The organism is Schaalia sp. ZJ405, assembly GCF_011038885.2.
Lineage (GTDB): Bacteria > Actinomycetota > Actinomycetes > Actinomycetales > Actinomycetaceae > Pauljensenia.
In genome coordinates this window covers 1328420-1354788 of record NZ_CP064952.1, presented here as the reverse complement: position 1 = coordinate 1354788, position 26369 = coordinate 1328420, and the positions used below count along the sequence as shown (strand labels likewise).

The 26369-nt window shown below is 57.5% G+C and carries 25 protein-coding genes; 15 read left to right on the top strand and 10 right to left on the bottom strand.

Annotated elements, in window-relative coordinates:
* Positions 1–123: 123 nt before the first annotated feature.
* The 3 genes from G7Y41_RS05540 to G7Y41_RS05530 all read right to left on the bottom strand — a co-directional run bounded on the left by G7Y41_RS05540 (position 124) and on the right by G7Y41_RS05530 (position 1796).
* Positions 124–585 (bottom strand): PTS sugar transporter subunit IIA, encoded by a 462-nt coding sequence (locus tag G7Y41_RS05540; RefSeq protein ID WP_165315428.1) that lies wholly within the window; start codon positions 583–585, stop codon positions 124–126.
* Positions 582–812, bottom strand: a complete 231-nt coding sequence (locus G7Y41_RS05535) for a PTS sugar transporter subunit IIB (RefSeq protein WP_165215211.1) — start codon at positions 810–812, stop codon at positions 582–584. Before G7Y41_RS05535 ends, G7Y41_RS05540 begins: the two co-directional genes overlap by 4 nt.
* A 132-nt stretch (positions 813–944) precedes the next feature.
* Positions 945–1796 (bottom strand): HAD hydrolase family protein, encoded by an 852-nt coding sequence (locus G7Y41_RS05530; RefSeq protein WP_165315427.1) that lies wholly within the window; start codon positions 1794–1796, stop codon positions 945–947.
* A gap of 275 nt (positions 1797–2071) precedes the next feature.
* Here G7Y41_RS05530 and G7Y41_RS05525 point away from each other — a divergent pair, with 275 nt between their 5' ends.
* The 3 genes from G7Y41_RS05525 to G7Y41_RS05515 all read left to right on the top strand — a co-directional run bounded on the left by G7Y41_RS05525 (position 2072) and on the right by G7Y41_RS05515 (position 6605).
* A complete protein-coding gene (locus tag G7Y41_RS05525; RefSeq protein ID WP_231367236.1) occupies positions 2072–4507 on the top strand; it encodes a glycoside hydrolase family 3 C-terminal domain-containing protein in 2436 nt (811 codons plus the stop codon).
* A gap of 62 nt (positions 4508–4569) precedes the next feature.
* Positions 4570–5208, top strand: a complete 639-nt coding sequence (locus tag G7Y41_RS05520) for a hypothetical protein (protein ID WP_165315425.1) — start codon at positions 4570–4572, stop codon at positions 5206–5208.
* 380 nt (positions 5209–5588) lie between these two features.
* Positions 5589–6605 (top strand): glycosyltransferase family 2 protein, encoded by a 1017-nt coding sequence (locus G7Y41_RS05515; protein ID WP_165215193.1) that lies wholly within the window; start codon positions 5589–5591, stop codon positions 6603–6605.
* 87 nt (positions 6606–6692) lie between these two features.
* Here G7Y41_RS05515 and G7Y41_RS05510 read toward each other — a convergent pair whose 3' ends face one another.
* Both G7Y41_RS05510 and G7Y41_RS05505 read right to left on the bottom strand, forming a co-directional pair.
* Positions 6693–8039 (bottom strand): GHKL domain-containing protein, encoded by a 1347-nt coding sequence (locus G7Y41_RS05510; RefSeq protein WP_165315424.1) that lies wholly within the window; start codon positions 8037–8039, stop codon positions 6693–6695.
* On the bottom strand, positions 8039–8749 hold the full coding sequence (locus G7Y41_RS05505) for a LytR/AlgR family response regulator transcription factor (protein ID WP_165315423.1): 711 nt from the start codon (positions 8747–8749) through the stop codon (positions 8039–8041). The genes G7Y41_RS05510 and G7Y41_RS05505 overlap by 1 nt, the downstream gene beginning before the upstream one ends.
* Positions 8750–9162: 413 nt before the next feature.
* On the opposite strand from G7Y41_RS05505, the gene glf reads away from it, so the two are divergent.
* The 4 genes from glf (at position 9163) to G7Y41_RS05485 (ending at position 13202) form a co-directional block, all read left to right on the top strand.
* Positions 9163–10305, top strand: a complete 1143-nt coding sequence (gene glf / locus G7Y41_RS05500; RefSeq protein WP_165315459.1) for a UDP-galactopyranose mutase — start codon at positions 9163–9165, stop codon at positions 10303–10305.
* 43 nt (positions 10306–10348) lie between these two features.
* Positions 10349–11284: an AEC family transporter gene (locus G7Y41_RS05495; RefSeq protein WP_165315422.1), complete on the top strand. Its 936-nt coding sequence runs from the start codon at positions 10349–10351 to the stop codon at positions 11282–11284.
* Positions 11285–11409: 125 nt separating this feature from the next.
* Positions 11410–13044 carry a sodium-dependent transporter gene (locus tag G7Y41_RS05490; RefSeq protein ID WP_165315421.1) on the top strand — a complete coding sequence of 545 codons (1635 nt, stop codon included), beginning with the start codon at positions 11410–11412 and terminating at the stop codon, positions 13042–13044.
* Positions 13041–13202, top strand: coding sequence for a methionine/alanine import family NSS transporter small subunit (locus G7Y41_RS05485; protein WP_165215170.1), 162 nt, complete (start codon positions 13041–13043; stop codon positions 13200–13202). Before G7Y41_RS05490 ends, G7Y41_RS05485 begins: the two co-directional genes overlap by 4 nt.
* Positions 13203–13877: 675 nt before the next feature.
* Here the strand turns inward: G7Y41_RS05485 and G7Y41_RS05480 are convergent.
* From G7Y41_RS05480 to G7Y41_RS05465, 4 genes are all read right to left on the bottom strand, one after another.
* On the bottom strand, positions 13878–14738 hold the full coding sequence (locus G7Y41_RS05480; protein WP_196819462.1) for a TrmH family RNA methyltransferase: 861 nt from the start codon (positions 14736–14738) through the stop codon (positions 13878–13880).
* 20 nt (positions 14739–14758) lie between these two features.
* Complete coding sequence (locus G7Y41_RS05475) at positions 14759–15817, bottom strand: quinone-dependent dihydroorotate dehydrogenase (protein WP_165315420.1); 1059 nt, start codon at positions 15815–15817, stop codon at positions 14759–14761.
* A gap of 27 nt (positions 15818–15844) precedes the next feature.
* Positions 15845–16375: a hypothetical protein gene (locus G7Y41_RS05470; RefSeq protein WP_165315419.1), complete on the bottom strand. Its 531-nt coding sequence runs from the start codon at positions 16373–16375 to the stop codon at positions 15845–15847.
* A 288-nt stretch (positions 16376–16663) separates the two neighbouring features.
* Entirely contained in the window at positions 16664–17296 is a 633-nt protein-coding gene (locus G7Y41_RS05465) for a DUF3043 domain-containing protein (RefSeq protein WP_165215156.1), read from the bottom strand.
* A gap of 75 nt (positions 17297–17371) precedes the next feature.
* Between G7Y41_RS05465 and G7Y41_RS05460 the strand changes: the two genes are divergently transcribed.
* The 6 genes from G7Y41_RS05460 (at position 17372) to trpD (ending at position 22860) form a co-directional block, all read left to right on the top strand.
* Positions 17372–18751: a dipeptidase gene (locus G7Y41_RS05460; RefSeq protein WP_165315418.1), complete on the top strand. Its 1380-nt coding sequence runs from the start codon at positions 17372–17374 to the stop codon at positions 18749–18751.
* Positions 18748–19821 carry a glycerate kinase gene (locus G7Y41_RS05455; RefSeq protein WP_165315417.1) on the top strand — a complete coding sequence of 358 codons (1074 nt, stop codon included), beginning with the start codon at positions 18748–18750 and terminating at the stop codon, positions 19819–19821. The genes G7Y41_RS05460 and G7Y41_RS05455 overlap by 4 nt, the downstream gene beginning before the upstream one ends.
* An 81-nt stretch (positions 19822–19902) precedes the next feature.
* On the top strand, positions 19903–20250 hold the full coding sequence (gene erpA, locus G7Y41_RS05450) for an iron-sulfur cluster insertion protein ErpA (RefSeq protein ID WP_165215142.1): 348 nt from the start codon (positions 19903–19905) through the stop codon (positions 20248–20250).
* Between the two features lie 4 nt (positions 20251–20254).
* Entirely contained in the window at positions 20255–21268 is a 1014-nt protein-coding gene (locus tag G7Y41_RS05445) for an FKBP-type peptidyl-prolyl cis-trans isomerase (RefSeq protein WP_165315416.1), read from the top strand.
* Positions 21269–21400: 132 nt separating this feature from the next.
* Positions 21401–21793 carry a hypothetical protein gene (locus G7Y41_RS05440; protein ID WP_165315415.1) on the top strand — a complete coding sequence of 131 codons (393 nt, stop codon included), beginning with the start codon at positions 21401–21403 and terminating at the stop codon, positions 21791–21793.
* Complete coding sequence (gene trpD, locus G7Y41_RS05435) at positions 21793–22860, top strand: anthranilate phosphoribosyltransferase (RefSeq protein WP_165215120.1); 1068 nt, start codon at positions 21793–21795, stop codon at positions 22858–22860. The genes G7Y41_RS05440 and trpD overlap by 1 nt, the downstream gene beginning before the upstream one ends.
* A gap of 315 nt (positions 22861–23175) precedes the next feature.
* Here trpD and G7Y41_RS05430 read toward each other — a convergent pair whose 3' ends face one another.
* Positions 23176–23961 (bottom strand): exonuclease domain-containing protein, encoded by a 786-nt coding sequence (locus G7Y41_RS05430; RefSeq protein WP_165315414.1) that lies wholly within the window; start codon positions 23959–23961, stop codon positions 23176–23178.
* 48 nt (positions 23962–24009) lie between these two features.
* Between G7Y41_RS05430 and G7Y41_RS05425 the strand changes: the two genes are divergently transcribed.
* Together G7Y41_RS05425 and G7Y41_RS05420 are read left to right on the top strand one after the other, a co-directional pair.
* Positions 24010–24837: a lysophospholipid acyltransferase family protein gene (locus G7Y41_RS05425; RefSeq protein WP_165315413.1), complete on the top strand. Its 828-nt coding sequence runs from the start codon at positions 24010–24012 to the stop codon at positions 24835–24837.
* A 306-nt stretch (positions 24838–25143) separates the two neighbouring features.
* Positions 25144–26361, top strand: a complete 1218-nt coding sequence (locus G7Y41_RS05420; protein WP_165215107.1) for a pyrophosphate--fructose-6-phosphate 1-phosphotransferase — start codon at positions 25144–25146, stop codon at positions 26359–26361.
* Positions 26362–26369: the final 8 nt, after the last annotated feature.

Here is a 26369-nt window from a genome sequence, read left to right as displayed (position 1 = left end):
TGCGCTCGTGATCAGCGACGTGGGTCTGGCTAACCGCACACGAGGCGGCATCCTGGGGAATAGGCGGCGCTCGTCCTCGTCCCTGTAAGTATGGGAACGAGGACGAGCGTCTGCTCTTGAGGATTACGACAGGCGCAAGAGGGGACCGCCCTCGAGAGCGGGCGTTCCCGGCCACACCAGCGGCGTGACTTCGCGATCCCCGATGTCAAGAACGATGACGGGGACCACGAGATCAAGTTCTGCGTCTCGGGCGGCAGTGATATCCCAGCGGATGAGAATGTCGCCGACACGCACCTCGTCACCTACCGACACGAGGGGAGTGAATCCTTCTCCGCGGAGCTTCACGGTGTCGATCCCCAGGTGGACGAGGACGCGAACTCCGTCGGGTGACTCGACAACAAAAGCATGCGGGTGCATCGTGACAACTCGTCCGCCCAACGGAGCTAACGCTCTGACAACGGTCCCTCCACGCGCAGGATAAATAGCGGTTCCTGGACCGACGATTCCCTGGGCGAACACCGGGTCAGAAACGGAGGATAAGTCCGTGACTTCACCGGAAACGGGGCAGGCGATCTCGATGCTCATCGAAGTTTCTCAATTTCTTCGACGAGGTCTTCAGTTTGGGGTCCCATGACAACCTGAACGTGGTCGCCGACGGTGATGACGTCGAATGCTCCGGCTTCGCGTAAAGCATTGTCGTCAACCTTTTCGTCGTCACGAACCTCCAGGCGAATACGGGTGATGCATGCTTCGATCGTGCTGATATTGTCCCAACCGCCGACAGCTGCCAGAATCGACTCCGCTTGATTCATCGTCTCCTCCTTGAGTTTCAGGCCCACACGCCCTCTGTGAATGGTCTCACAGACTATCTTAGGATAAGCCGTGCGCGGGACGGATGCGGAAAAATCGCATGTCGAATGCGGATTTCTTGTCAGTGTCCCAGGTTAGCGCCGAGGGAGAGCATCGAAAAGACCGGCCGTGCGCAAGCCCTGGGCAAATCCGTCCTCGCTGAGCATCGGGGCAATATGCGTCGCTGCGCGTGCCACCTCGGGGCGAGCTCCGCCCATTGCGATACTGACCGCGGCTGTCTTGAGAGCTTCGATGTCATTTTCTGAGTCACCGATCGCCACAGTGTCTAAGAGACTTGCGCCGAGGAAGTCAACGACGATGCGAATGCCATCGCCTTTCGAGACATCATGGGGGAGTACCTCAACTGCTTTCGTTGCTCCCGCGCCCACGGAGCCACCATGAACGGTGTATCCCGGGGGAAGGAGAGTGGTGATCTCGGGAATATCGGGAGCATCCAAGGGAAGGTAGGCCGTACATTTTGCGGAGGAGTGAGGAATCCCTGAGTGCTGGTACGGAGCAATTGATGTGGCATAGTCGCGCCAGTCGTCGGGATCAATGCCGGCGGCTGGGAGGAAGGCATCGAGGTAGCCGTCGGAGGGGTACATCGCATCGGGGCCTTGCCAGATCCACATGGCATCAAAGGACTGCCAGAGCTTCGTGATCGCAACGATATCTTCGTGAGGAATCCGCTGATCTTTGAGGATCTGTGATCCGATCTGCACGAAACCACCTGCTCCTGCGATGACGCCGGAGAATCCGAGATCCCAGATCCACGGGTAGATTTCAGGCAGGGAGCGGCCCGTACAGATGATCATTGTGTGGCCAGCACGGCGGAGGTCTTCGCAGGCGGATCGGGCAGAGGGCAAGAGCCGTTGCGTCCGGTCAAAAAGGGTTCCGTCAAGATCGATGAAAACGAGGCGCCCGGTTGACGCATGCGCAGGAATCATAGGTGTCATCGTAGCGAAAACACCGCTGTATCAGCGCAGTTACCATAGGTATGGGTGACGCCGACAAAACATACATTGGGAATGACAGATCATGCGCCGATCCTCGCGAAGTTGTGTTCCTCGGCATTTGATACATACAAGGAGCTGCGCGAACAAACGCTTGACGGTGCGTGCTGTCGGTGTGAGGAGCGCTGCGATCACTTGCTGATCTGCGCCAGAGATGTCGACGAGAAAGCACGGCGGCTGCAAAGATGCACAACGAAGGGAACGGACACGTGACGTCACAACGCACAGACAATGCGCGCGAAATTGCTCAGTCATTGAGCGTGCTTGAAGCCGCTTCACTTCTTGCGGGACGAAACGAATGGGAGTCCCGCGCCCTGCCGGAACGTGGAATCCCATCGTTCATCATGTCTGATGGACCACACGGGGTGCGACGTCAGACGGGCTCGGGTGACCATCTTGGCCTCGGTGAATCTGAAAAAGCCACCTGCTTTCCTACTGCGGCGACGGTTGCAAACTCATGGGATCCGCAGCTTGCGCAGGACATGGGTGCGGCGATCGGACAGGAAGCGCGCGCTCTTGGGGTTGATGTGCTCCTTGGTCCGGGAATCAACATCAAGCGTTCTCCGCTGTGTGGTCGTAATTTTGAGTATTACTCGGAGGATCCCCTCCAGGCCGGTCGGATGGCGGCGGGGTTTGTGCGGGGCATCCAATCCCAGGGAGTCTCGGCATGTCCCAAGCACTTCGCGGTGAATTCGCAGGAACTGCGCCGCATGGCTTCCGACTCTGTTGTTGATGAACGGACGATGCGGGAAATCTACCTCACGGCCTTTGAGATTGTTGTCCGCGAGGCCCATCCGCAGACATTGATGTCGTCATACAACCTGGTCAATGGCACCTACGCCCATGAGAACGCCCATCTCCTTCTTGACATTCTCCGTCAGGAGTGGGGATTCGACGGCATGGTGGTGTCGGACTGGGGTGGCTCCAATCGCTTAGTCGAAGCGGCCCGTAATGGGGGGTCCCTGGAAATGCCGGTTCCCGGGCTCGACGGGGTGCGGGCAGTATGTAGGGCCGTCAAAGACGGTTCTCTCCCCAAAGAGAAGGTCTATGACCGCGCCGCCGAAGTGATCCGGATTGCCCTGGGAGCACAATCACACGGTGAACGTCCGGCCCTTGATGCAGACCCGCATCACGCTCTGGCCCGTCGCGTGAGCGAAGAGTCAAGTGTGTTGATGAGGAACGAAGACCAGATTTTGCCTCTGGCCGCTGGAACGACCGTTGCATTTATCGGTGACATGGCAAAGACCCCGAGATACCAGGGGTCTGGATCTTCTCAGGTCAACCCCACTCGGCTTGAAACCACTCTCGATGTGGCCAAGGATTTCGATCTTGATGTTGTTGGCTACGCCCAAGGCTACGACCGTCAGGGAGCGCTCAACGCTTCCCTGATCTCGGAGGCAGTGGCACTGGCGAAACGCGCCGATGTTGTCATTGCGTACATCGGTTTGGATGAACTCTCTGAATCCGAGGGGTTGGACCGTGAGCATATGAGGCTCCCACAGGCCCAGATCGACATGCTTGAGGCCGTGCATGCGGTTAATCCGCGCATTGTTGCGGTGGTGTCTGCTGGGTCGTCATTCGAGACCACGTGGGCGTCGAAGACTCAGGCGATCCTTCATACATCACTGTCGGGACAAGCCGGAGCCAGCGCAGCCTTGCGCATCCTCACGGGTGCGGTCAACCCGTCGGGCCGTCTGAGCGAAACCTACCCTGTGCGCTACGAGGACAACCCGACATCACGCTGGTATCCGGCAACGCAGCGTCACTCTCTGTACCGAGAGGGCCTCTACGTTGGTTACCGCTATTTCACGTCGACTCACACCCCTGTGGCTTTCCCCTTTGGTTTCGGCCTGTCCTATTCGACGTTCCAATACTCTCAGCTCACTGTGGACGAGGACGGGGCGCGCTTCACCGTGACGAATACATCGACCGTCGACGGCAGTGATGTTCCCCAGCTTTACGTGCGTTCCCCGAAGACACTGTGGGGTCCAGCCGTTGAACTTAAAGGCTTTAGCAAGGTTCATGTTCCAGCTGGCCAGAGCGTTGAAGTAACCATTCCCTTTGATTCTTATACTTTCCGTCATTTCTCGATCGATAAAGAGGAGTGGGCTGAAGAAGGGGGTGAATGGCAGATCGGAATCGGTCACAACGTCAACGATATTGTTCTCACTCAGTCGATGACGAGAGAGGGCGTGACCTCCTTTACTTCCTCGGCTTATGCTCGTTACATTGATGGCCGTGTTGAAGACATCACCGATGTGGAGTTCGAAGCCCTCCTTGGTCTCCCGCTCCCTCAGGAGCCACGCGGTGGTGTGCTGACGACCGGTGATCCGCTGAGCGAGATGAGCCGCGCGAAGTCACGGCTTGCGCGAGCAGTGGCATCCGTCCTCGCTAAGAAGAAAGCCAAAGCCGATGCCACTGGCAAGCCTGACCTGGGGATCCTCTTTGTGACCAACATGCCGTTCAGGGCGTTGGAGAAGATGTCGATGGGGAATGTGTCTGCCGAAATGGTTGATGGAATCGTCGAACTCGTTAACGGACACACCTGGACTGGCTTGAAGCAAACGGTGGGTGGTTTCTTCAGGAACCGACGAGCTAATCGTCAAGTGGAACAAAGCCTGAAGAACCACGTGCCCACGGAGTGAAGTCACTGAACCAACATCCAACTGTCGCACACAGACGTCGACTATAGACGGAGATATCAGACGTGAATGCATTGAAAAACTGGTGGAAGAAGTTTGCAACTGAGCACGAAACTCTTGCGCAGTTCATCGTGTTTTTTATTCTCTCCAACGGCATCACCGTTCTTCAGCTCATCCTCATGCCGGTATTCAAGTGGATTTTCGGTATGACGAACTTGGTGAATCAACCGTTCCAGTTCCTCCAGGTTGGGGTGTCGGGCGGAAACCCCGTCTATCTTTTCGACTATGCGGGAGGCGCTATTCAGGCTGACGGCAGCGGTGGTGGTTTGGCCTACTTCCTTGCCGTTGAAATCACGTTGCTCATCGCACAGGTCATTAACTTCTTCGCGCAGCGCAATGTGACGTTTAAGTCGAATTCTTCCGTGTGGAAAGCTGCGTTCTGGTACGCCGTTGCCTATGTGGTTATTACGATCCTTGCTGCCGCGTTGCAGGTGGTGTACAAGGATCCGATTTATTCCTTCTTCAAGGGGTCAATGGGTGCCAGCGGTGAAACAGTCGCTGATGTCATCACGATGATTATTAACGCCGCGATTTCCTTCTGGGTGTTCTTCCCGATCTTTAAGGTGATTTTCAAGCAGGTCCCAGAGGATGAGGAAACGCCTGAGCAGGAGGCAGCTCAGGACACGGTTGGCGCCCAGAAGTAACGCCGCGCCGCGCGCGCTTGCTCCCCGCGTGCACGAGGGTGAGGGGCACAGCCGGGTTCTCGAGCACAGGCCGAGAGCCCTATGCCCCGCGCGAATTGAGAAGCGAGGGTCACAGCCAAGCGATTTGAGTTCGTCACCAGCTGCGCCCTGAATGGACACGAACACAGCTGACCGATCCCAGGGTGGATTCACCGCCGGGTGACAATGGTCAGCATGACACCGAGTTCTCCCCAAGTTCGCCTCGGTTGTCGTCAAATGCCTGTCAAAGAGGGAACAATAGGACAAAATAGCGTGAGTGTTGTGCCTGCGTTCGACGGCAGGTGCACGTGGAAGCATTCCGATACGACATCCGATGTGCGCAAGAGTTGAAGGACCTCAGAATGACCGAGTTGCAGCCGCTCCTGACCGTTGTGGTTCCCGCGTACAATTCCCAGGATTATCTAGACCGTGCGATGACAACGCTGGTGGATTACGGCGACGATGTCGAAGTGATCATCGTTGATGACGGCTCCAAGGACAATACGGCGCAGCTGGCTGACCTGTGGGCGGCACGCTACGACATGGTTCGTGTGATTCACCAGGAAAATAAGGGACACGGAGGAGCCGTCAATGCGGGGGTCGCTCAGGCTCGGGGAACGTACGTGCGCGTCGTTGACTCCGATGACTGGTTGGACCGTTCGGCACTGCGGGCGTTGCTCAGGGTACTTCGGTCGGAATGTCAGTCCGGTAGCCTCGTCGACCTCGTCATCACGAATTATGTTTATGAGAAGGTCGGGAAAACTCATAAGGCTGTTGTTCGTTACCGTAACGTTCTTCCTGTCGGCCCCACGATTGGGTGGGACGAATTCCGGGGTTGCCGTTACGACCAGTACATCCTGATGCATGCACTGACGATGCGCACTGAGATTGTTCGCAAGTCCGGCCTCCACTTGCCCGAGCACACGTTCTACGTTGACTACCTCTACTCGTATGTGCCGCTCCCGCTGGTGCGGACAATGCGCTACCTTGACGTTGATCTCTACCGGTACTTCATTGGGCGCGACGATCAGTCGGTCAATGAGAAAGTGATGATCATGCGTCTTGATCAGTTGGCCCGAGTCAACCGTGCAATGGTCGAGGCAACGCCTGCAAAAGGGACCGTCCCTGACGAACTCTACCGCTACATGGTTCACTACTTGCGGATCAACTTCACGGTGTGCTCAGTGATGGCGCAGCTGTCAGGCACTCAGGAACATGCCCGCCTGTCGGCGCAGCTGTGGGAGAACATCGAGACCCGTTCTCCTGAGGTTGCGAAGGACCTGGAAAAAGACCTGCTTGCGGTGCTTGTGCGCAAGGCGTCCCCTCGGTTTGTTCGTGCGGTGTACACGGCAGCCAGGTTCGTCCTCGGTTTCAATTAACGAGGACGAGCGGGCGCGTCTTGACGATGTTTCGGTCCTAGCGGCGCGCGTGGGAGTGGAGAATACCGGGGGAGTTTGCCGGCGTGTTTATGCGCTGAGCTGCGTGCCTGGGAGAAGCACCGTCAGGATGAAACGGTTGCCGTCGAAACGCGTTGTGACCTCGCCGTCGTACTTACGGGCGGTGTATCGGATGGACTTCACACCGAATCCGTGGTGTACACGATCGGCTTTACGGGTGGCCAGAGAGCCGTCCTCGTTGCGGGAAATCTCCCCGGAGAAGTTATTCGCCACGCGGATGAGAACCATTTCCCCTTGGCGCCGCAGAAGCACCTGAATCATCCGCTGAGCCGGGTCCGTGACGAAGGCGGAGGCTTCAATTGCGTTGTCCAGGGCGTTTCCAAAAAGCGTCGCGATATCCATTGACGACATCCCAGTCAGCAGTGCTCCGTCGGCAACAACCGTGAAATTGATGCCCCGCGCAGTGCATGTCCTGCCTTTGGCTGTGAGGATCACGTCGAGGACGGCGTTGCCTGAATGGTAGTGCTGGCCGATGTCGTTGATTGAGGCTTCAAGCTGCTCGAAATGGGAGGCCAGGGAATCAGGATCGAGTTCGGCGCGGATCACCGCGATTTGGTGCTTGAGATCGTGGTGGGCGCGACTGATTTCTTCGATATCAGCTTTGGACTGAAGGTACTGGGAGTGCTGGGCGTTGAGGCTTGATTGGATTGATCTCAGCTCAAGGGCAGTGCGAATCTGGGAAACACGTTCGTGGTGAGCATAGAGAGCGGCGAAGCCAACGAGATCAACGAGCGTGCGGATGTAGAAGATCTCCGGTCCGAGCCGCCCAGAAAAAGGCGTTGCCGTTGTCAAGAACGAGAGGTTTGAGAAGGTGAAGGTGATGATCGTGATGAAGAACGGTGTCCACAGGTCACGCAGTTCCAGGACGAACGGCGTATCACCGGAGAAGTTGCGGGTCTCCAACTGACGCACGATCACGAGGATGATGGCGTAGATGACGAGCTGCATGGTGAAAGGGACCGGGCGGAGCAAGGACTCGGGATTTCCCGGGTCGTTGGGAATCGGAGAATAGAAGAAATAGACAACAAGTTGCCATGCGAGGGAGGCGATGAACTCCGCGAGAATAAAAGCGCGGAGCATCAGGTGTGCAACCTGAGTGGGGGAGCAGCCCGTACCGACCCAGAGAGTTAAAGCGATCGCGGCAACGGCACTGATCATTCCCGGAATCCACAGGGACACAGGGAGCATTCCTGCGATGATCTGAACGGCGGTCAACAGAGCAAGACCACCGAAAACTGAGGTCAGCAGGCGCCAGAGCTTCACCGTGCGCGCATAAAGGGAAAGATAGACCACGCACGCCGACCATTCGGCAATCGCCGTGAGGATACGGGGAATATCAGGAAGAACATCGACCATCAGGACACAGCACCAAAATACTCGGTGAGGGCCGTCATGAACTGTTTCTTCCGGGGACGAGAGATCCGCAGCTCAACGTTGCCAGTCATCACGCAGGCCTGGTCGCGCACCCCTCTGACGTGAGCAAAATTCACCAGATAACAGGAGTTAGACCGGAAGAAATCATGCCCTTCAAGCTGGGCATCCATATCCTTGAGAGTCCCGACGATCGAATATGTTCCCGAGAGTGTATGGAACGTCAGCCGGTGCTTGATCGACTCAATGTAAACAATATCGGCGATGTTGAGTCGTATAACCTCGGTTCCGGACTGGAGGAGAAGTGACGAACCGCGGTTACGTTCCACCAGAGTCAGGCAGCGTGTGAGTTCCTCTTGGAAAGCAAACCAGGGCAAAGGCTTGAGCAAGTAAGAGGACGCGTCGACCTCGTACCCCTTGATGGCGTACTGCGGGGAGGACGTAATGAAGAGGAGAACAACCTGGTCGTCAACCCGGCGAATTCTCTGCGCCGCCGACATCCCATCAAGATGTTCCATCTGGATGTCGAGGAGAATAATGTCGAAACGCGGCTTATAGCCCCGAACAATCTGGACGCCGTCCTCGAACACGGTGACATCAAACTCCACATCGTGCTCGCGTTGATAGCGCGCAATATAGTCCAGCAGGAGTTTTCGACTAACAGCATCGTCTTCAACAATGGCAATCCGAACCATGCGGAATCCTCCCGTCTACGTTCGACGTATCACCGAGTCTAAAACATCAGGCGGCCCTTGAGACAAGCAATATGACATACCCGTCACCGCGTGGATCCGCGTGATCCGGCCTCGCGCAAGCCCCTAACAATGCGTCACTCAATGGGTGAGTTTTCCTGTTTCAGGTAATGAGGGCCCGAATGGGGGAACCTGCTAAGGGCAAAGGTGAGGCTCGGGGGTCAAGGAGCGTGCCTCGTCCTCGTCAAGCCGCTACGATCGACGCCTAAGACCGGCACCGTGGATTTTGGTCACGTGCCTCAAAGTTGGGGCTCACGAGGTGGCTACGCCGGTGGGACGCGCAGCCCGCCGCGATGTATCAGCCTGAAACAGCCGAAGAAGACACGGCACAAGGACATGTGAGAAAGGACTCTACCGTGGATCTGCTCGTCGTTGGCTCCGGATTCTTCGGATTGACGATCGCTCGTCAGGCTGCCGAAGAACGCGGAATGAACGTCACTGTCATCGAGCGCCGCTCCCACATCGGGGGAAACGCCTGGTCATCAGTCGACGAAGAAACCGGCATCGAGGTGCACCGCTACGGAACGCACCTGTTCCACACGTCGAACGAGCGGGTCTGGGAATACGTCAACCGCTTCACCTCATTCAACTCCTACCAGCATCGCGTGTACGCAAACCGTCACGGCGAGATCTACCCGTTGCCCATCAACTTAGGAACAATCAATCAGTTCTTCCGCTCCGCCCTGGGGCCAGATGCCGCTCGCGCCCTGGTCGAGGAGCAGGCGCAAGAACTCGGCGGACGCATCCCTGAAAATCTTGAGGAGAAGGCGATTAGCCTCATCGGACGTCCCCTGTACGAGGCATTCATCAAGGGATACACGGCGAAACAGTGGCAAACGGATCCAACAGTGCTTGACCCGTCAATCATCTCCCGTCTGCCTGTGCGCTTCACCTACGACAACCGCTACTTCCGTGACACCTATGAGGGACTGCCCCTTGACGGCTATGGCGCGTGGTTCGAGCGCCTCGTTGACCACCCGCGGATCACCATCGCCACAGACATCGACTTCTTCGACGCAGATCACCCCCTCTCCAAATCCCACACCGTCGGTTCCGTCCCCGTTGTCTATACCGGACCGGTTGACCGGTACTTCGACTACGCGCAAGGGCACCTGTCGTGGCGCACCCTCGATTTTGAGACCACGGTTGAGCAGACCGGCGACTATCAGGGCTGCTCAGTGATGAACTACTCCGATCAATCCGTTCCCTACACCCGGATCCACGAGTTCCAACACCTCCATCCGGAGCGCTCGCGGACCGGAGCAACGAACACCGTGATCATGAAGGAGTTTTCGCGTTTCGCCGAGGGCGAGGACGAGCCGTACTACCCGGTCAATAGCCCGAGCGACCGTGACATGCTGGTTCGCTACCGTGAGCTCATTGACGGGGAAGACCGCGTGCTCTTTGGGGGACGTTTGGGGTCCTACCAATACCTCGACATGCACATGGCGATTGCCTCGGCGCTCACGCGCTTCGATGAGGTTGTTTCCACATGGTGACGGAGGCTGGGGCTCACCGGTGTTCCAGCAATAAGCTGGTCTCATGGCCGACATCGTTTCGAGCATCTGCGCGATCGGCCTGGTCATTGTCGTGGGCTGGGCGGTTCGTCGCCTCACAGTGATTGACGAGGACGGAGCCCGTGCTCTCTCCTCCTTAAGCTATTGGGTTGCGTCACCGGCAATGCTTTTTCGTGCGGTCGCGACCTCCGATATCGGCGCGGTCCTTGGCCCGCCGCTGTGGGTTGCCGCAGCTTCTGGAGTGGGAACGGCTGTGGTGTTCGTCCTCGTTGGCATCCTCGGTCTGAGGCTGCGCGGAGGCAACCTCACACTGGGAGCGATGTCGGCATCGCTGAACAATGCGGCCTACATCGGGATTCCCATCGCGGTGTATGTCCTGGGTGAGGCGTCAGCTGTCGTGCCGATCATGGTGTTCCAACTGGGGTTCTTCACCCCGATGTTCTTCGTTCTCGCAGACCTCGCAGGCTCTGATCGTGCGCCGAGTGTTCGTCACGTTGTTTCTACCGTTGTGACGAATCCGATGGTCCTTGCGGCCGGAGCCGGGGTGATCTGTGCGAGTTTTCGCGTGCCTCTCCCACGAATCGTTGATGTGTCAACAACGATCCTCGGCAATGCGGCTCCTCCGATGATTCTTCTGGCTTTTGGAGCATCGCTGGTCGGCAGGCGTTTCGCCCTTCGTTCCTCGCTCGGCGGTGCAATCGCAGTGGCAACGGTATGTAAGCTCATCATCCAGCCGTGCATTGCTTTCGGCGTGGGGATGCTCCTTGGACTGCACGGGCCAGCACTCATGGCCGTCACCATGATGGCAGGACTACCCACTGCACAGAACGCTTTCATCGCGGCCACACGCGCCCGAACGGGTGAGGAGATCACTCAGGGAGTGGTTCTGGCGACGACGGTGTTTTCGCTGCCTCTGACGATCGTCATCGCCTGGATTTTTCATGCTTTTCTCAAAGTGTGAGAAACATCATCCCAATGAGTGATCTGTGACGCAGTTTTCCGTAAAGTGTCCTCACATCGGACGCTTGCCATGAACGGAAGTGGTGTGCTTTAGCCTGGGCGTCAGATTCTTAAGGAGCATCGACAATGTCAACACAGAATTCGCATGCCCAAGAACCGAAAATCCGTGAATCATGGACCGGTCAAACAGGATTCCTCCTGGCGGCCATTGGATCGGCGATCGGCTTGGGCAACATCTGGCGCTTCCCCGGTGTCGCCTACACCAACGGCGGCGGAGCGTTCCTCGTCCCCTACCTCGTTGCCCTCGTCGCAGTGGGTATTCCCATGCTGTGGCTGGACTATGCAGTCGGGCATAAGTTCCGTGGCTCGCCGCCGTGGGCCCTGCGCAGACTCAAAGCCATCGGCGAATTCGTCGGCTGGTTCCAGGTCTTCGTCTGCTTCGTCATCCTCGTGTACTACGGTGCCGTCATTGCCTGGGCGATGCAGTACACGGTCTACTCCGTCAGTCAGGCATGGGGAGACGACCCCGCCGGTTTCTTCGTTGGATCTTTCTTGCAGAGCGTTGACGGCTCGAAAGAATTGTCATGGGAGCCGGTAGCAGCGGTGGCAATCCCGCTTGCCCTCATGTGGATTTTCCTTCTCCTCGTGCTCAGCCGTGGTCTGAGTAAAGGAGTCGAAACTGCAAACAAGATCTTCCTCCCGCTGCTCGTTGTTCTCTTCCTCATCATGGTTGTGCGCGCGCTGTTCCTTCCGGGAGCGGCTGAGGGGCTCAATGCTTTCTTCACCCCGCAGTGGGATTCCCTGGGGAACCCGAACGTGTGGCTGGCGGCCTTCGCTCAGATTTTCTACTCGTTATCCGTTGGCTTCGGCATCATGCTGACGTACGCCTCCTACCTCAAACCGAAGTCAAACCTCACCGGTACGGCCCTCGTCGCGGGCTTCGCGAACTCGTCCTTCGAGATCCTCGCAGGTATTGGCGTGTTCTCTGCGATCGGTTTCATGGCGATGAACCAGGGAGTCTCTGTTTCCGAACTCGATGGTCTCACAGGCCCGATCCTCTCATTTGTCACCTTCCCGCAGATTATTTCGGCGATGCCGGGCGGTTCGCTCTTCGGGGTCCTCTTCTTTGCCTCCCTGACGCTTGCGGGGATGACCTCACTCCTGTCGCTGCTTCAGCCGGTGTCTGGAAGCCTCCAAGACAAGTTTGGCTTGAAACCGACGACTGCCGCACTTGTCTGCGGTGTTCCTGCGACCATCATTTCTCTTGTGCTATTTGGAACGAAGTCGGGTCTGAATAACCTCGACATCGTTGATAAATTCATCAATGAAATTGGCGTCGTGAGCTCGGCAATTTTCCTTGCGGTCCTCGCCGCTGTGGCGGCGCCTCGACTGCGTGGACTACGCCAACACCTCAATTCCGTGTCTTCAGTGAAAGTTGCGCGCCTCTGGGAATTCCTCGTCGGCATTATCATTCCGCTTGTGCTGGCATTCATGCTCTTCTCCAGCCTTGTTGGACTGGTATCTAATGGATACGATTCCTACAAGCCGACGTACGTTCTTGCATTTGGCTGGGGCTGCTTGGCCTTCGTTGTCATCGCCTCTGCGGTCTTGACATTCATTCCGTGGAAACCCCGCGCAATCAGTGCTGAAACTGTCTCTTCAATCTTGGAATCTCACTCCGATGATGACGAACCGGTGGGTGAGGTTGCCGCTGAAAGCTCACGCGCCGTTTCCGCTACTGAAGAAGGAGAAGTTCGATGAGTGCAATTGCTGTGTTCATTATGGTCCTGACGATTCTTCTCGTCTGGGGAGGTCTCGTTGCCTCCGTTGTTCTCCTCCAGGTACTTCCCGTGCCCTCAGATGAAGAGACGGAACGGGCTCAGGCTGAGTTGAGTTCTCAAGCTGCTGATCGTTCGTAGCCTGTCGCATTCTCACCAGGTGTGGCCGCTGGCAGTCACTGTCAGCGGCCACACCCATATGCAGATGACCTGCTGGCGTAGCTACCGCACCTCGAGCAGAAATACAGTATGACGCACCGTTGATAGTGACAGTGATGAGTTGCATACTGTCATTACTGAAAAACTCTCGTGTTTTGAGGAGGTAACTAAGCGAGATATCCCTTTACTGAATTTCCTGGAGTTTGGAATACGTATATAGGAGCGGATGTCTTTGGAATGGATGATAGCGCCCGAGTCTATATAAGTTTTGTGATGCACGGTTCCAACGGGTACAGATTCGGTAGGGGCAAGTCTGCCGTGGGGTAATGTTGCGGTAGTAAAAAAGATCAAGGTGACGAGTATTGGGCTCTATGTGAATGGGGCCGGGGAGTGATATGCATGCAGCTGTCATATATGTTGAGAGTCGCATTATATTCAGCAGCTTTTGCTGTGCTTTCGGGACTTACCTTGCCGATTATTTCCTACGTATATTCTGGAGTGAATTCCGCAGATGTTGGATTTCCTCTATGGGTATTGCTTCTCCAATCGGTCATTCAGGTGCTCCACTGGATCTCGGTCGTCATTTCTGGAATGAGCTTCGCTGGAGCGTGCTATGTACGCCAGATACATCGTCAGTCTCTTGGCGGTTCCTCGCGGTCACGGGATGCGGGTCGCCCAGAAGACGACCGCTGATGCTGCGGCGACATTGAGTGAATCCACACCGCCTGACATGGGGATTTTGACGACAACGTCAGCCTGAGAGATCGTTCGACGCGAAAGCCCATCGCCCTCGGTCCCCATGATCATGGCTAAGCGCGAATCTGGCGCGGTCACCGCGGGAGAGTAAACGAAATCGTCGAGGCTCACCGAGTCATCGGACAAAGCCAAGGCAGCCACCGTGAAACCCTCAGCGTGCAGGGCATCGACATCGGGCCACCTGTCCAGCCTCGTCCACGGCACCTGGAACACTGTCCCCATAGAGACTCGCACGGAGCGCCGATACAGTGGATCAGCGCATGAGGGAGTGACGAGGACGGCGTCGAGGCCAAGAGCCGCAGCTGAGCGAAATGCTGCGCCAACATTCGTGTGATCGACAAGATCCTCAAGGATCACGATGCGTCGAGCGGGTGACCCGCCGCGGGCATGGGCAAGCAGGTCAGACACGCTGGGAAGCTCAGGGCGGTGCATTGCAGCCAGAGCTCCGCGGTGAAGATGGAAGCCCGTGAGCTGTTCAAGCACTTCCTCATCCGCCAAGAAAATCGGGACATCACCGCCGTCCTCGGCACCGGTGGAGCTGACAATTTCGGCCGTGAGGTCCGGGAGCCACCGCTGAGCCATGAGGAATGAACGAGGACGATGCCCGGCTTCAATCGCGCGTTTGATGACATTTGATGATTCGGCCATGTAGAGGCCGCGTTCTGGCTCAAGAAGTGAACGCAGACGCACATCCTTGAGCTTCGTATAGTCGTCGAGGCGCGGATCAGCGGAAAGATCAGGGGAGGACAGATGAATGAACACTCGGGTTACCGTTGGTTGTGTCAGAAGGACGTGAGCGCACGATTCATTTCTCCGGGCCACGAGGGCCCTTCGTAAATGAATGCAGAGAATGCTTCGACCAGGTCAGCTCCCGCGTTGAGCATCCGAACTGCATCGGCCTCGGAGAAAATCCCACCCGTGGCAATGAGGATCTGGTTGTCGTCAATGTGATCACCGATGAGCCGAACGACCTCAAGCGCTCGATCGTACAGCGGTGCTCCCGAGACGCCGCCGTCACCGAGGTCGTGGCTGATCGTGGTATTCGTGGCGACGATCCCCGCTAGACCCATCTCGCTGGCCAAGCGCGTGACGGCAATGATGTCGTCTTTGTCCAGGTCCGGAGCAATTTTCACGAATAGGGGAATCTCGCGGTCGGGCGCTCCGATTCGGGCACCGTCACGGGCCGCCTGAAGGATCGGGCGGAGGTGGTCAACAGACTGCAAATCGCGCAGCCCCGGAGTATTCGGGGATGACACATTGACTACGATGAAGTCAACCCAGCGGGCAAGCGTCCGCGCGCAGTATTCGTAGTCACGATGGGCCTCATCCTCAGGCGTGACCTTGTTTTTTCCGATGTTTGCCCCGACGACTGCTCGACGACCCGCGGGGGTCGTGCGAAGTTCCTTGAGTTTCTCGGCTGCGGCGTCCGCACCTTCGTTGTTGAATCCCATGCGATTGCGCAGCCCGTGGGATTCGTGGAGACGCCACAGTCGGGGCTGGTCATTGCCGGGTTGTGGGCGCGGGGTGATCGTTCCAACTTCAACGAAAGCAAAACCCATCGCGTCCAGCCCAAGAACGGCTTTGGCGTCCTTATCCATGCCTGCTGCCAAGCCCAGACGACCGCGGATCTCACGCGTGCCGATCTTGACGGGAGCAGGCCTCGAGCTTGCCCCATTGCGCGCGCGTTCAGGCAGGTAACCAATCGTTGCGCGCATGAGACCACGAAGGGGAGCAACACGCCCCGCCCATGCGATCGCAGAAATTCCGATGTGGTGAGCCATCTCCGGATCGGTATGGGTGATGAAACGGTCGAAGAGCCAGGTGTAGGTTCGTCGGATCATGTCTTAAGGGTAGGGGTTTTCTTCTCTTTAGTCCCACCAAAACGTCCACGCAGTGCACCCGTTAGGGGTACTTGGAAGTTCATAGGCTTCGTCGGGAGCGCCAACCGTTGGCGCGAGTTCAAGGGTATCTCGCAGCGTTGGCCACTGGTCGCTGGTGCAGTGGGAAGCGAGGTCGCAGTGCGACGGGAGATATTCACGGGGAATGGCGAGTGTGTCGATACTCAGTCGTTCATCGTGACGAGGAGCACGAATGACGTAGCCTCCCAGTCGCGTTCCCGGGTGAGTTCTGGCGAATTCCAGAGCCTCTTCGACTGAGGGACCGCTGTTTTGTCGGTCGGGGAGATTGTCTGAGGGAAGAGCATCGAGGAGTGTGACAGCCTCGTCTTGGCTCACCCCGTCGAAGCGTGAATAGTCACCTGACCACGACGGTCCGCTGGCAAAAGGGGCAAGAAAAAGATCGATGCCTGAGGAGGAGAGCCAGCCGGAAGGGCCGTAGATTCCCCGTGCATTGGGTGCATTGGGGGCGTTGGGTGTCGAAAGTTCCGTCAGTCGTGTCATCGGTGTCTCCCGGGTTTCATTGTTTCGTCTTGCGGGGAACGAGGACGAGCCTGCAAAGGCGTGGTCCCCGCACAACACAGAATGGATGACGACGGGAGGTGAAATCGAGGGCAACGTAGCCGCCTGTGGATGAATAAACCGGGGTGAGGCAGCCTGTGGATGGACGCCACATCCCGGTGTGTGACGTGGAATGGATCAGTGACGAAGAAATCAGGAGTGTGAGTTCTTCTTCCTCTTCACCGCCCGATCAGCGTTTTCACCGAAGACGAGGCAGAGTAGTCACGAGCGTTAGCTCTTCTTTGCCTTGACCGTTGGGAACTCTCCGCGGGCTTTCTGCGGTTTGGGTGAACGCCACCGCCTGGCCATGATCATTCGCGAGAAACAGTAGTACCACGTGCCTTTGGGGATCTCGTCGTTAGGGTAACGATCGCGGATCTTACGCTTGAGACGCTGCCACACAACGATGCCCTCGATGATGGAGATTGCGAACAGCGTGTACATCGCCGACGTGACAGAAATCATCACGTACGAGGCAATCACCTGGTCGAGGGTGCGCCAGAGCGACAGCGTCATCATGGCAACCAGGAAGAGCAACATGATCGGCATGAGGAACTCGGAGAAGGACCAGCGAGCGTCGACCCAGTCGCGAACGAAGCGACGTACTCGTCCCTTGTCACGCAGCGGAAGGAAGCGTTCATCACCGGTTTCAAGTGCCATCTGTTCACGCTGGAACTGCGCGTTGCGGCGTTCCTTAGCTTGACGCTTGGCTTCCTTGCGGTCGGCGGGGACCAGAGGGCGGTCGTTGCGCCTCTGCGCCTCCTTACGTGTTGGCGTGGGGCGCCCCTTCTTCGTGCCGGCGCCGGTGTGAGCCACAGGCTGCGTAGACGAGGCGGCGGTTTCCTTCTTCTCACGTTTAAACACGCCATCAGGTTAGCGGATCAAGGTGAAAAAGAATGCATCGACGCAGATGCCTATGGTGTGAACTAGTGTTGAGACATGTCGAACTTAGCCACTAAATCTCCGTCCACGTCCCAGCTTCGTCAACGCCTAGACGAGATGTTCCCCGACCTGCTTGACGAACTCGCCCAGCTTGTTGCAATCCCGTCGGTGTCGTCTGATCCCGAGCATCACGATGACCTCCACCGCAGCGCCGAGCATATTCGCGACCGATTTGCGAGGATCGGATTCGACGCGGAAATTCACTCGGTGACAACGCCTGAGGGTATTGAAGGCAAACCCGCAGTCATCGCTCAGAGCCCCCGTATTGAGGGTGCTCCCACTGTTCTTCTGTACGCTCACCACGACGTTCAGCCCGCAGGAGATGTGTCGCGATGGAGCTCAGATCCGTTCACAGCTGAGGTCCGCGGGGACAGGATCTATGGCCGAGGAGCTTCCGACGACGGTGCCGGAGTCATTGTTCACCTGGGAACGGCACGGCTTTTGGCCGATCAGCTGCCGGTGAATGTTGTGGTCTTTATCGAAGGAGAAGAAGAACTGGGGTCACCTAGTTTCGTTACCTTCCTCAACACGTATCAAGAACGTCTCAACGCCGATGTCATCATTGTTGCCGATTCAGATAACTGGAAAGTCGGAGAACCCGCGGTGACAACCTCGCTTCGGGGCAACTGCGTGGCCACCGTTGATGTCACCGTGTCCGATCATGCCGTGCATTCCGGGATGTTCGGCGGTCCAATGCTTGATTCGGTCACCGCATCGGCAATGCTCATCTCCTCCCTCTATGACGAGGTCGGGAACTTGCGTGTTGCAGGCTTGGGGGGCACGGAAACCTCAGATGTTGAATGGCCCGAGGACGAATTTATCGCCGCCGCGGGAATGGTTGAGGGGGCACAGCTTCTGGGCACAGGATCTGTGGCCGCGCGCGCGTGGACAAAACCGTCGGTCACCGTCATTGGATTTGACGCGCGCCCCGTTGTGGAGGCATCCAACACCATCTCACCGCACACGCGTTTCAAGGTGTCTATGAGAACCGTCCCCGGAATGGATCCGCACGACGCGATGGACGCCCTCGTTACTCACCTGGAATCGAACGCACCCTTCGGTACTCGCGTGGAGGTCACTCCAAATGAATACGGCCCCGGATATCAAGCCGATATTGATTCCCCGGTGACTCGACTGCTCCACGAATCCCTTGAAGAGGCATGGAACCATCCGTCCGTGAATATCGGCGTTGGCGGATCGATTCCCTTCATCTCCGACTTCCAGCGCCTCTTCCCCAACGCCCAGGTTGTTGTGACAGGCGTGGAAGATCCCACAACGAATGCGCATTCCGAGGACGAATCCCAGTCGATTCCCGACCTGAAGAACGCGATCCTCGCCGAAGCAATCCTTCTGACTCGGCTTCGCGACCAGCTGTGAAACACGCACTCGTCGTTGGACATTGGGAGGGCGGGGCCGCCACTCATTTCCAGGACCCGCTCCTACCGCTGAGCGCTATTGCCCAGGGGATAAGCGATGCGGCACCCGGATGGGCGGCACACGCTATTCCCTTCGGCCCGGCCGAAACCTTCCGCGCTGCATGTGATGGACGTGTGTCCGTTGAAGCCGATCGTCACGGGGATCACGGACTGTCCTCAGACGCTACATCGCGGTGGGTTCCCCTGACCGTGCCTCTGTGGGCAGAAAACACGGCAGAAATTGGACGCCAAGCACGGGATGTCCTCGACGGTGGCGGAATCCCAGTGATCGAGGGAGGGCACACCATTGATTCCGATGCAGGCCTCGGTTTCCTTGGCGCCCTCACAGGAATTGACCTATCCGACAGGCATCAACTGAGCGCCACACTTCCATGCGCCTTAGATGCGGGACGTGAGCTGTTGCGCACATCGGACATCATCGTTGCAGCGTCAACGGCGCGCCCGCTACTTGGACTTAACTCCGTCCTGGCAGTCGGCGTTGACCTCCTCCCGCGTGACTCTCAGGACCGGGACCTCACGGCGACGCTCACCGAGGTGCTTGATAGATACCGGACCCGACCTGGGGAACTGGCCATTTCGTCCTCGTCCTCGTCTATGAGAACGGGGGATGGGCAGGCCGATAACCCCGGACGGATCGCCGGGTCGGGAGCCGGAGGGGGCGTTGGCGCTATGGTTGCCGCAATCGGTGGACGCCTGCATCCCACGGGGGATGTGCTCGCACAGGTCACGCACCTTGACGAACTGATGTCCCAGGCGGACCTTGTTGTCGTTGTCGAACCTCGAATGCATTCGCCGGTACTTGCTGAAGCAAGCCTCGACACGATTACCCGACGTGCAGCACAGTGGGCCCTACCAACCGTCGGAGTGACTCAGGAGCACTCACTGTCAAACTACGAACGCGCCGAATGGGGGCTGCACGGAGTGATCGAGAAAACCTCCGAGATGGATTTCCACTCCGTTGGCATACGTGTGGCCCGAACGTGGGCGCCGTCAGATTTCACTCAGGGCTAAGGAGAGTGTCACATCTAGCATCGCATCCGATGAAGCCGTAGGGTGGATACTCGTACACCTGGACATCGTTAAAGGAGCATCATGTCCGAAATCTCCACACAAACACACGAGGTCACGCTGACAGACGCAGCGGTGACAAAGGTGAAGAGCCTGCTCGACATGGAAGGCCGAGACGACCTGCGCCTACGCGTCGCGGTTCAGCCCGGCGGATGTTCCGGTCTGATGTACCAGCTCTACTTCGATGACCGCTTGCTCGATGGGGATCTCGTTCGCGACTTCGATGGTGCCGAACTCGTTGTTGACCGCATGTCTGCGCCTTACCTTGCGGGAGCAACCATCGATTTCCAAGATTCGATCGAGCGTCAGGGCTTCTCCATTGATAACCCGAACGCCCAGAACACGTGCGCGTGTGGAGAGTCTTTCCACTGAGCCGATGAAGAATATGACACTTGCACGCCGCGTATCGTCGGCGATTGTTGCCCTGTCCCTGGTTGTCACAGTAGCGGCATGCTCGCCAACCGAAGATGCCAACCAGAGTTCGCAGTCGGGTTCGTCCTCATCCCATGAGGCTCCGGATCCGGCCGCCCCTGAGGTTGACCGTTCCGGTAAAGGTGAATTCCCCAAAGTCACCGGAAAATTTGGAGAAAAACCCACGATCGCAGCGGGTAGCGGCGATCCGATGGAGAAAATCTCCGTCAAGACGCTGACACAGGGGAAAGGCCCTGAGGTCGGTGTGAGCGACTACCTCCTCGTCAATTACAAGCTGGCTCTGTGGGACGGTACCGAGATTGAATCTTCTTTCGATACCGGCAAGCCCGCGTCGTTTAGTCTCGACGCCGTGATCCCCGGGTGGAAATATGGTCTGGCGACCCAGCACGTCGGTGATCGTGTCGAGCTTGTTGTCCCGCCGAAATGGGGCTACGGGGATCAGGCTTCCGGACCTATTCCCGCAGGGTCAACGCTTGTTTTTGTGATCGACATCCTCAAGTCAGCTTCGGATATCACGATCAACGAGTCCGATTCGACGAAGGCCACAAAGACCGACGAGAAACTTCCTGAGGGAGTTGAGGTCACAGGAAAGCCGGGCGAAGAGCCCACAGTAGCTTTCGCTGACGGAGCGAAAGTGCCGACCGAAGGATCAATGGTCACCCTGTACAAGGGGGCAGGACGTGAGATCACTGCGAATGACGCCGTTGCTTACCGCGCTGTTGTTGGCCCCTTTGGTAACGCCGATTCTTTTGAGTCGTCATGGTCTAAACCACCGATGACTGTTGGCGCGGCTGATCTCCAGCTCGTGGGCAAGACCGTTGGAACACGTCTTGCTGTCATTCAGCCTCGACGGGTCCCCATCCAGAAGGAAGGTCCAGCACCAGAGCCCTCAGCTCTTGTGTGGATTGTTGACATCGTTGGAGCAACAGACATGTCAGTTGATTCCTCAGCCGAGTGAGCTCGAATAACATTCGGTGGATGAGGTGAGTTTGTCGATGGGTGGTTCCGCGTCAGTGGAACCGCCCATCTGCACGTAGAATGGTTCGTGACACATCGGGCCTTTCGGCCTCTAGATGAAGGAGTTCAGATAGTGAGCGATCAGACCGTTCGCGTCCTCGTCTTCAGCGACGACGCTGACAAGCGCCAAGCCGTGATCAATGGAGTGGGGCTGCGGGCCTCGAAAGACTCACCAAAAATCGAGTGGAGCGAAGCTGCGACCCCGTTCGGAGTGCGTGAACTTGTTGAAAACAACGAATTTGCGGCGCTGATCCTCGACGGTGAAACACAGAAGCAGGGAGGTATGTCTGTTCTTCAGGACCTGCGTAATACCATCGATCAGCTCCCGCCTGCGATTCTCCTGATCGCCCGTCAGCAGGACGAATGGTTAGCAAATTGGTCCGGAGCGGTCGCGTGGATTACTGATCCGCTTGACCCCCTGACCCTGCAAGAAACTGTTGCCTCGGTCCTTGCTGGTCAACGGTGATGACTGAAACATTAGAGTGGGCTCCTATCATCCGGAGGCTCAACGACGGCGTTGATCTGAACTACGACCAGTCGTACTGGGTGATGGACCAGGTGATGAGCGGCGAACTCGGTGAGTCCCGGTTGGCTGCGTTCCTGACGTCAATGTCGATTAAACGGCCAACGGTCACTGAGGTTCACGGCCTTGCCGCTGCGATGCTTGATCATGCCGTTGATCCGGGGCTTCCCTCCGATGCTCTCGACATTGTTGGTACCGGCGGTGACGGCTATAAAACTGTCAACATTTCAACGATGTCGGCCCTGGTGCTTGCTGCCGCTGGGATCCCGCTGATTAAGCACGGTAATCGCGCGTCAACGTCACAATCTGGATCTTCCGATGTGATCGAGGCGCTGGGAGTCAACCTTGACGCATCCGCGCAGCTTCAGCAACAGATCTTCAACGACCTGGGAATCGCGTTCCTTTTCGCCAACAAGGTCCATCCATCGATGCGCTTTGCTGCTCCCGTGAGGCGTGCCCTCGGATTCCCCACCGCCTTCAACGTCCTGGGTCCGTTAACTAATCCCGCCCGGGTGAAGTCCTGTGCGATCGGCGCGTCAAATGAAGACAACGCCAGGCTTATGGCTGGTGTTTACGCCGAGCGAGGACTGTCGGCCTTGGTTTTCCGCGGCAAGGAATCTGCCCTCGACGAATTGTCCACAACGGACATCAATCAGGTCTGGGTTGTGTCCCGCGGACGCGTTGAGGAAACAGAACTCGACACGGAGAAACTCTTCGATATGGCTCCCGCAGCGATCGGTGATCTGCGTGGGGGAGATCCGCATGAGAACGCTGTTGTCGCTCGTGAAATTCTTTCCGGCGGAGGCAACCGCGCCGTCCGCGATGCCGTCACACTCAATGTCGCTGCCGGCATCATCGCCTACAACGGATTCGGAGAGGATGCAGAACTCGTGGGTGATGAGCTGACCCAACGATTCTCAGCGGGAATCAACCGCGCCCGAGAGATCCTTGATTCCGGTGGTGCGTACGAACTCCTGGAGAAATGGGCACAGGCTTCTCACGAAGAGTGATCTGAAACGAGGACGAGGGTATTGCCGTGGGCTGCGGTGGGTGGTGACATCCACCCGCGGGCTTCAGACATGTTGATGGTGGTGCACCCGACTGTGGGTGCACCACCATCAGGTTTTCATCATGTCAATGAGCGGGATTGAGAGAAAAAGTCCGGGGTCCCAATCGTCTGCGGTCATTTGTGTCACAGTGAAATTTTTCAGTGTGACGTTTTTGGTTCGATCCGCCTGTTTTTGGCCGGTTTTCGGTCATTTGTGTCACAGTGAATTTTTTCAGTGTGACGTTTTTGGCTCACGAGCGTCAGTACGCCCTCGGATCTACCGCTGCGCCCTCATCCGCCGCTGCTCAGCCGTTGAGAGTGTGGAGAGCAAAGCAAGATCCTCCATCGCCGTCACTCCTGCTTCCCCGGCGATATCCACCAGGGCATCAAGAATCTGAGCGGTCACGCGTGCGTCGCCAAGAGCTCGGTGCTCTGGGTCCGCCGTCGTTGAGAAAAAGGCAGCGAGAGTGACGAGCCGATGGTTGGTCACGGTGGGTCTGGGAAGGAATGTACGGGCCAAGGCCAGAGTGTCAACGACCGGGAGAGCTGGCCACGTCACGCCAAGCTGCCTGGCTGCTCGCGTCAGGAAACCCATATCGAAAGGGGCATTGTGGGCAACAAGAGTCAACGGTGAAGCGCTGGCGGGCTCATCCTCGTCAATGAGAGAACTGAGCCAGGTGACAAAGGCCGGAAGGACATCCTCGATCGGGGGTGCAGATGCCACGGTAGCGTCGGTGATTCCCGTCAGGCGAGTGATAACGGCGGGAATCGCAACTCCCGGATTGACCAGGGAATGAAAGGAATCCTGTTCCTGAGCGCCCACAACGTGGACAGCCCCAATTTCCGTGATCGCGCAATCGATGCCCAAACCGGTGGTTTCAATGTCGAGAATAACCCACTGACCAGCCTGACTATTCGTGCCTATGCCGGGGAATCCGGGCTGGAAACCCTCGGGGAAAACAGGTTTTGGGAACGTGGGCACCCGTGCAGCACCGGACGCACGAGTGTCCGGTGAACAGGCCGAATCGGCACGTGAAGGCACCGCGGAGGCGTGAAACGTCATAGAGTTGATTCTATCTTTGAGAAACCAAGCCTCGAATGAGGAGTGACCGTGGCGTTCTACCAGGCATTGAAAGCAACCGGCGGGCCAGTTCTGAAGGCGACCTACCACCCGTGGATCAGAGGGAAAGACAATATCCCCGCTACCGGCCCTGCGATCCTGGCGTCGAATCATAACGCCGTGTGGGATTCCGTGTTCCTCCCGATGATGCTTGATCGCGAGGTCGTTTTCATGGGGAAGGCAGACTACTTCACCGGAACCGGAGTTAAAGGGTGGGTGACGAAGGAATTCATGCGAGCTGTTGGCACGATCCCCGTTGACCGAAGCGGTGGACGCGCCTCCGAAGCAGCACTTAAAGCTGGACTGGATCGGCTCGCCCAGGGGGAACTCTTCGGCATCTACCCCGAAGGAACTCGTAGTCCCGACGGTCGGCTTTACCGAGGAAAAACAGGTGTGGCACGTCTGGCCTTGCTCTCGGGGGCTCCGGTGATTCCCGTCGCGATGATTGGGACTCACGCCGCTCAACCCATTGGCCAGAAGATTCCCTCGCGAACGAATATCGGTATGGTCATTGGTGAACCCCTTGATTTTTCACGGTACAAGGGCCTGCATAAGGACCGTTTCATTCTGCGGGCGATCACCGATGAAATCATGTACAACCTGATGTTGCTCTCGGGTCAAGAATACGTGGACCTGTACGCCGCCGATGTCAAAGCGGCGCTGGCAGAAAAAGGGGAGTTTTCGGGACCTGTGCCAACGAATGGGCGTCCTGCTCCCGGTGGTCGTGTTGCCCCGGAAGTTGAGGTGCCCACGCGTCCGGAAGAACCCGAAGAATCCGAAGGTGAAGATTCCGAGCCGCTCGAAGGACCCCAGGAATAAGGCCGCTCGAAGGACCCCAGGAATAAGGCCGCTCGAAGGACCCCAGGAATAAGGCCGCTCGAAGGACCCCAGGAATACAAGCGGCACACTGTTCTCGCAGTTCCGAGGGTGCGCAGCGTCCAACGTGCGTGAGAACTGTGCGAGGACGACGATACGAGAGTTCGTGAGTGCCAGCCCGCACAAAAGTGCCATTCGTGTTCACGAGAGAACTGTCCCGACAGGGACGGAGAAAACTTCGCTAAAATCAATGTGCACGCGTGGGTCGCTTGGCCTGCGATACTTCAGAATGCTTGAAAGGTGTGTTCCATGTCGGTACGCCGCGTCGCCCTGCTCACCGCTGGGGGATTTGCTCCGTGTCTGTCCTCCGCCGTTGGAGGGCTGATCGAACGCTATAACGAAATTGCCCCCGAAGTTGAGATCATTGCCTACCAGAATGGCTACCACGGCCTGCTCACCGGCAACTTCGTCGTCGTTGACGACGAGGCTCGCGCAAACGCCGCGATCCTCCACCGCTTCGGTGGCTCCCCAATTGGTAACTCCCGCGTCAAGTTGACGAATGTCAAGAACCTCGTTGAGCGTGGACTGGTGGCCGAGGGCGAGAACCCTCTGGAGAAGGCTGCTGAACAGCTGCGCAAAGATGGCGTTGACGTTCTCCACACCATCGGTGGCGACGACACGAACACCACGGCTGCCGACTTGGCCGCCTACCTTGAGGAACATGACTACCACCTGACCGTCGTTGGCCTGCCCAAGACCATTGACAACGACGTTGTGCCGATCCGTCAGTCCCTGGGCGCATGGACCGCTGCGGAAGAGGTGTCCGAGTACTCACAGAACGTCATCGGTGAGCACCGTTCGAACCCCCGCATGCTGATCATCCACGAGATCATGGGACGTCACTGCGGATGGTTGACCGCTGCCGGATCCAAGGAATACCACGAGTGGCTCAAGACCCAGGAATGGGTGCCCTCCATCGGTCTGTCGAAGGAACGCTGGGACATCCACGCCGTGTTCCTGCCCGAAATGGCTTTGGATATTGACGCCGAGGCCGCTCGCTTGAAGAAGATCATGGATGAGCAGGGCAACGTCAACATCTTCCTGTCCGAAGGTGCGGGAGTTCCCGAGATCATCGCGGAGATGGAAGCTGCCGGTGTTGAGGTTCAGCGCGACCCCTTCGGCCACGTCAAGCTCGACACGATCAACCCCGGACAGTGGTTCGCCAAGCAATTCGCTTCGAAGATCGAGGCGGAAAAGGTGATGGTCCAGAAGTCCGGGTACTTCTCGCGGTCTTCGCGTGCGAACGCCGACGATCTTCGCCTGATCAAGTCGATGACTGACCTTGCCGTTGAGTGCGCCCTTAAGGGCGAGTCCGGCGTTATCGGTCACGATGAGGAGAACGGCGATCGTCTGTGCGCTATCGCGTTCCCGCGCATTGCCGGCGGTAAACCCTTCGACATCACACAGAAGTGGTTCACCGACATGATGGCCGAGATCGGCCAGGACGTGAAGCCTGCGGCGAAGTGATTCCTCCA